Here is a 4,995-nt window from a genome sequence, read left to right on the forward strand (position 1 = left end):
TCGCGCCTGTTTTAGCGTTTTTTAATACCACTTTTGCATTTAAAATTTTGCCTAAAGAGGGTGTTACTGTCACTTGTGTAGTTTGTACTACGGCAGGTATAGCAGCATTATCATCATCATTACTATTACAGGCAGCTAACATTAAACTCGCTAATAAAGTTAAACCACCACCTAATAAGTGAGATTTATTCATATTTTATCTCCATGTTATCTTAAGTTATTGTTATATAAGATTAAAAACTAAATCTATATAAAATATAGCTCTCTTAGGACTTAGGCTGTTATCGCTTATTTGCTCGCTAAGTAATCATTTTTAATGATTTTTAGCTTACAAAACGCACTAATTTTGATGAAATGCGTAAGTCTTTTTTCTGTTGAAAATCTAAGCTATTTTTTGAGTATATCTATGCTTATTATTGAAAACAATATCAGAAGTAAAATTACAAAAAATATTTAATTATTGTGAAATGTTGTTGATACTCATTATTTTTAGGACTTACTCCATGTAGGAGTGAGTCCTAATTAAGCGTTGTAGTTAGGCAGAAATAATTTCTGGAGTAGATTTGGTGTGTTGAGTGCTTGTTTGAGACCGCTTATTGGTACTCACCGATTTTTGACGTGGCATAGAGCTATTGCCAACCATCACATCAACGGTTTTCTTTAAACGCACCCACACCGATTCTTGCACATAAGGAATACCATATTTTTCACACAAAGCTTTGACTTGTGGCTGCAAACGTTGGTATTCGCTCATTGGTAAATCAGGCCATAAATGATGTTCAATTTGGTAGTTTAACCAGCCATGCAACATATCATTTAAGTCTCCACCTGTTTTAAAGTTGGTCGAGCCAGTAATTTGGCGTAAGAAGAACTCACTTTTGTTATTGGCAACATCTTCAAATAACAAAATATCATTACCCACATGGTTGGGCACAATCACTAAGAAGGCATGGAGGTTGCTAATAATTTCGGCCAATAACGTATTAATCCAGACATTAATTACCGCAATTGGGCCTAATGGTGTAAATGCTAAGGGAATTAAAACAAATTTAACAAAGATATAAGGCAACAAACACTTCGACCACAAATCACGAGCAGCAGGATTTAAGGGATTCCATAATGCTAATTGGGTTAGGGTAGCGGAGTCACGCTCTTCACCTAAAACATTATTTTTGGTGCTTGTTAAGTGCTTTAAGGTATTTGGAGCGTAGTATAACGGCTTCCATGTTGCCGCAAATAAGGCAACAACCGCATAACGCAATGGCATAGGCAGTTTAGAGTCACGTAACCATTCTAAGTTTAATTCTACCTGATCAGGGTCAGCCGCTTCGCCTAAGTTATAATGATGGAGTTTGTTGTGTTCGTTACTCCATGCTTCGGGCAACATCCAATCATTCCAATCTAAAAAGCGACGCCAGCCTTTGGCAAAGCCTTTACTGGTATAACGCTCTGGAATGCCTTCAATTTTATCAAAGCCTTTGTGTAATACATGATGAGCAATGGTTGTCCAACGTGTGACGTTACCTTGACTCATTAAAAATGCAGAAATAGGATTAGGTGCGATCCATGCGGTGCCATAACCGGCCAATGTTGATAATTTACCCCAACGCTCAATTTTTTTTAGATGTTTAAAATCATCTATACTCATTCTTTCATTAGCAGCTCGGCGCAGTGCCATGATTTCTTGGGTAAAATTTTCGACATCTTTGTCTGTCAGGGTAAATGGCACTGTCTGCATGGTAAAAAACCTAAATCCACATAAAAGACGCGGATTTTACAGGTTTTTTACCATTTGTCAGCGGCTTATAAAAAATAAATAAATTATTTTTGTTGCAAAAATTTGGCTAACCAATAATCAACACTCACATAACGGCCGCCGCCTGTAAAAAATAGGCATAACAGCATAATTAAATAAGTAGTGGCAAACTCAATGCCGTTATTAAGCACGACAAAATTACCACTGGATGTTAACCAATCATAATTGCCATGCTCTTGTAATAACTCTCGTGCTTTGGCCAGTTTTTCGGTCGAGTCAATCACTTGTTGATTGGCAAAAGGCGCATTTGGATCAGCTATTGCTTGCCAACCATTAGGTAAATGAACGGTAATAATGGCGACAATCATGGTGACCATTAATGGCAAGCTAATCCAGCGAGTCGCTAAACCAAGCGTTAATAACACTGCACCTGCCAGTTCGGCACTGGTCGCCAAAAATGCCATTAACCACGGAAAGGGCAAACCTAAACCATAATCAGGATTACCAAACCAATCAACAGTATCAGCAAAGCTTTGGTATTTATGAAAGCCTGCCATCCAAAAAATCGGCACTAAATAAAGTCTTAAAGCAAGTGGGGCAAGACCATCAAGATGTTTTAGGTAGTTAAATAGAGTATTGTGAAATTGGTTATAAAGGGTGATTAGTTTCATTTGTAAAATCCTCTGAATGTTACATTAGATGACTATTCAGCCACTTTGTTACAGATGACAATTGCTGGTACTAAGTTTTTCACTTAATGTTTTACAGCAGCGAGGTCAACGATGGATTTTATAACCATACTATTATTAATAGCAGGCTTAGTGATACTGACGTTTGGTGCAGATTTTTTAGTGAAAGGCGCATCAAGTTTGGCAGGCTCTTTAGGCATTAGCCCTTTAGTGATTGGTTTAACCGTGGTTGCTTTTGGGACTAGCGCACCAGAAATGTCAGTGAGTGTATCGTCGGCGTTCAAAGGCTCGGCAGAGATTGCTGTCGGTAACGTCGTGGGTAGCAATATTTGTAATGTGTTATTGATTTTAGGTTTATCGGCAATTGCAGCTTCTTTAGTAGTGCAAAAACAATTAGTTAAATTTGATATTCCTATTATGATTTATGCCTCATTAATTGTGTTGCTAATGTCGATTGATGGTCAGATTAGCCGTATAGATGGAGTCTTATTATTTGCAGGGATTGTGGCTTATACCGTCTTTTTAATCAGAGAAGCACGGAGAGAGGGCGTTGCAGTGGTTGAAGGCGCAGACGATATTGAGCCACCACAACCTTTATGGAAAAACGCTATTTTAATTATTGTGGGTTTGGCAATGTTGGTATTAGGCTCTCAATGGTTGGTTGATGGCGCTGTGGCGATTGCCAAATATTTTGGTTTGAGTGAATTAGTCATTGGTTTAACCATTGTTGCTGTGGGTACCTCTTTGCCTGAATTGGCAACCAGTGTCATGGCGAGCTTAAAAGGTGAGCGTGACATTGCCGTTGGTAACATTTTAGGCAGTAATATTTTTAATATTGGGGCAGTATTAGGCTTGTCTGGTATGGTTGCGCCACAAGGCTTACCTGTTGCACACACTTCGCTACTCGTTGATATTCCCGTGATGATTTTGGTGGCCTTAGCTTGTTTACCTGTCTTTTTGGCTAACTATACAGTTACACGTTTGGATGGTGTGGCATTTTTAGTATGTTATGTCGTTTATGTGGTGTATGTGGTATTGGCTGCACAACAAAGCGCGTTATTAGCAACGATAATCCCGTTTTTATTGCTGATTGTTGCCTTGTGTATTACATGGTGGATGTTGGAGGCAGTGAAGTACTTACGCCGTCAGGTATCTGCTTAATGGATGACATAGGTATCTACACATCTTTTAAAAAGGCTAACATTGAGACTATAACGATGAAATTCCCCTCCTTGGAGGGGCTAGGGGTGGGTTAAAATAGATAATAAAGTACTGATTTTAGACCTACACACCCCTAAATCCCCTCTCAAGAGGGGACTTGCTCTTAACCTGCTAAGATTTTTTTCAACAAATCGTTGACTTGTGCAGGGTTGGCTTTGCCTTTGGAGCGTTTCATCACTTCACCGACAAAGAAACCAAACAATTTGTCTTTACCGCTACGATAATCGGCTAATTGTTGTGGGTTAGCTGCAACAACTTCGTTAATTACCGCCTCGATAGCACCTGTATCGGTTTCTTGTTTTAAGCCTTTTTCGGCAATAATCTCATCAGCAGATTTGCCTTGAGAGTCAAACATAAAACCAAATACTTGTTTGGCAATTTTGCCCGAAATCGTGTTGTCATTAATACGATTAATCAAACCACCTAATTGTTCAGCACTAATTGGCGATTCGGTGATGTCTTTTTCGGCACGGTTTAATGCGCCTAATAACTCTACCATCACCCAGTTAGAAGCTTGTTTAGCTTGATTATTGGCGGCTTTAACTACTGTTTCAAAATAGTCGGCTAATTCGCGTTGAGCAACCAATACTCCTGCATCATAGTCAGGTAAGGCGTAATCACTGATAAAACGGGCTTTTTTAGCGGTGGGCAATTCGGGCAAGGTTGCTCGAACCGTGTTAATCATCTCTTCGCTTACCACCACAGGCAACAAATCGGGGTCTGGGAAGTAGCGGTAATCATTCGCTTCTTCTTTGCTACGCATGGCGCGGGTTTTGTTGGTGTTTGGGTCATACAACACCGTTGCTTGTTGAATGGCACGACCAGACTCTAATTCGTCCATTTGCCATTCAATTTCGCTGTTAATCGCTTTTTCAATAAACTTAAAGGAGTTAACGTTTTTGATTTCACGGCGTGTGCCAAACTTTTCTTCGCCTTTATAACGCAAAGACACGTTACAGTCACAACGCATCGAGCCTTCAGCCATGTTACCATCAGAAATACCCAAATAACGGATAATTGAGTGAATGGCTTTGACATAGGCAACGGCTTCTTTAGCCGAGCGCATATCGGGTTCGGAGACGATTTCTAATAACGGTGTGCCTGCACGGTTTAAGTCAATGCCTGACATGCCTGCAAAATCTTCATGCAACGACTTGCCTGCATCTTCTTCTAAGTGGGCGCGCGTAATGCCAATACGCTTGGTGCTACCATCTTCTAAAACAATATCCAAATGACCTTTGCCAACAATAGGGTGTTCAAATTGTGAAATTTGATAACCTTTGGGTAGGTCAGGATAAAAGTAGTTTTTACGGGCAAAAATACTGGTGC

The 4,995-nt window shown here is 39.7% G+C and carries 5 protein-coding genes; 1 reads left to right on the forward strand and 4 read right to left on the reverse strand.

Features of this window, described 5'->3' with window-relative positions; all coding sequences use genetic code 11:
• From Q0212_RS10925 to Q0212_RS10935, 3 genes are all read right to left on the reverse strand, one after another.
• Window positions 1-193, reverse strand: a 193-nt coding sequence (locus Q0212_RS10925) for a hypothetical protein (RefSeq protein ID WP_297925381.1), incomplete at its 3' end; no start/stop codon positions are given.
• Between the two features lie 342 nt (window positions 194-535).
• The gene (locus Q0212_RS10930; RefSeq protein WP_297925383.1) at window positions 536-1,738 is read right to left on the reverse strand and encodes a fatty acid desaturase; all 1,203 of its coding nucleotides are present in this window, start codon (window positions 1,736-1,738) and stop codon (window positions 536-538) included.
• Window positions 1,739-1,821: 83 nt separating this feature from the next.
• Window positions 1,822-2,427 (reverse strand): DoxX family protein, encoded by a 606-nt coding sequence (locus Q0212_RS10935; RefSeq protein WP_297925384.1) that lies wholly within the window; start codon window positions 2,425-2,427, stop codon window positions 1,822-1,824.
• Between the two features lie 111 nt (window positions 2,428-2,538).
• Between Q0212_RS10935 and Q0212_RS10940 the strand changes: the two genes are divergently transcribed.
• On the forward strand, window positions 2,539-3,606 hold the full coding sequence (locus tag Q0212_RS10940) for a calcium/sodium antiporter (protein ID WP_297925385.1): 1,068 nt from the start codon (window positions 2,539-2,541) through the stop codon (window positions 3,604-3,606).
• Between the two features lie 163 nt (window positions 3,607-3,769).
• Here the strand turns inward: Q0212_RS10940 and gatB are convergent.
• Window positions 3,770-4,995: Asp-tRNA(Asn)/Glu-tRNA(Gln) amidotransferase subunit GatB (gene gatB, locus Q0212_RS10945; protein ID WP_297925387.1), on the reverse strand; the 1,226-nt coding region annotated here is incomplete at its 5' end.

The organism is uncultured Agitococcus sp. (genome assembly GCF_937920075.1).
Lineage (GTDB): Bacteria > Pseudomonadota > Gammaproteobacteria > Pseudomonadales > Moraxellaceae > Agitococcus.